Source organism: Vibrio sp. 2134-1 (assembly GCF_033339495.1).
In genome coordinates this window covers 1-1022 of sequence record NZ_JAWOUS010000148.1, presented here as the reverse complement: position 1 = coordinate 1022, position 1022 = coordinate 1, and the positions used below count along the sequence as shown (strand labels likewise).

The window sequence follows — 1022 nt, the reverse complement described above, 5'->3', positions numbered from 1 at the left end:
GGGATAATATCCCTGCCTTTATTGTATGGATTCTTCTTAATGAAGAATACGAGCACGAATCGTGCCTTCAATACTTTTCAGCTTAGTTAGTGCTTCTTCTGAACGCTCAGTTTCCACATCAATAACTACGTAGCCGATCTCAGCTTCAGTTTGTAGGTACTGCGCTGCGATGTTGATGCCTTCTTCTGCGAAGATGGTGTTAATTTGAGTCAGAATACCTGGGCGGTTTTTGTGAATGTGCAGCAAGCGAGAGCACTCACGACCGTGTTCAGGCAGAGATACTTCAGGGAAGTTAACGCTTGATAGTGTTGAACCATTATCTGAATATTTCGCCAGTTTACCCGCAACTTCCACGCCGATGTTTTCTTGTGCTTCTTGAGTAGAGCCGCCCACGTGTGGCGTTAGAATGACGTTATCGAATTTCTGTAGTGGAGATTCAAACGGGTCAGCGTTTGTTTTTGGTTCAACTGGGAATACGTCGATTGCTGCGCCAGCTAAGTGACCTGCTTCTAGGCTGTGGCAAAGCGCAGGAATATCAACAACGGTACCGCGAGCGGCGTTGATGAAGATTGCGCCAGGTTTCATGCGAGCAAATTCTTCTTCGCCCATCATATTCTTCGTTTCAGGTGTTTCTGGTACGTGCAGCGAAATAACATCACATTTGTTTAGCAGCTCGCTCATCGTGTGGATTTGCGTTGCGTTGCCAAGTGATAGTTTGTTTTCGATGTCGTAGTAGTACACGCGCATACCTAAGTTTTCAGCAATAATGCCCAGCTGAGTACCGATATGGCCGTAACCAATGATACCAAGACGTTTACCACGCGCTTCGTAAGAGTTGTCTGCGCTCTTCTTCCAAATACCACGGTGTGCTAAAGCGTTCTTTTCAGGAATCCCACGAAGGAGCAGAAGAATCTGACCAAGCACGAGTTCTGCTACACTTCGCGTGTTTGAAAACGGTGCATTGAATACAGGAATACCACGTTTTGCCGCCGCACCAAGATCGACTTGGTTAGTTCCGATAC

General features: G+C 46.6%; 1 protein-coding gene. It reads right to left on the bottom strand.

Annotated features, from left to right (window positions below; all coding sequences use genetic code 11):
• Positions 1-36: 36 nt before the first annotated feature.
• Positions 37-1022: phosphoglycerate dehydrogenase (gene serA, locus R7R78_RS24525; RefSeq protein WP_225474427.1), on the bottom strand; the 986-nt coding region annotated here is incomplete at its 5' end.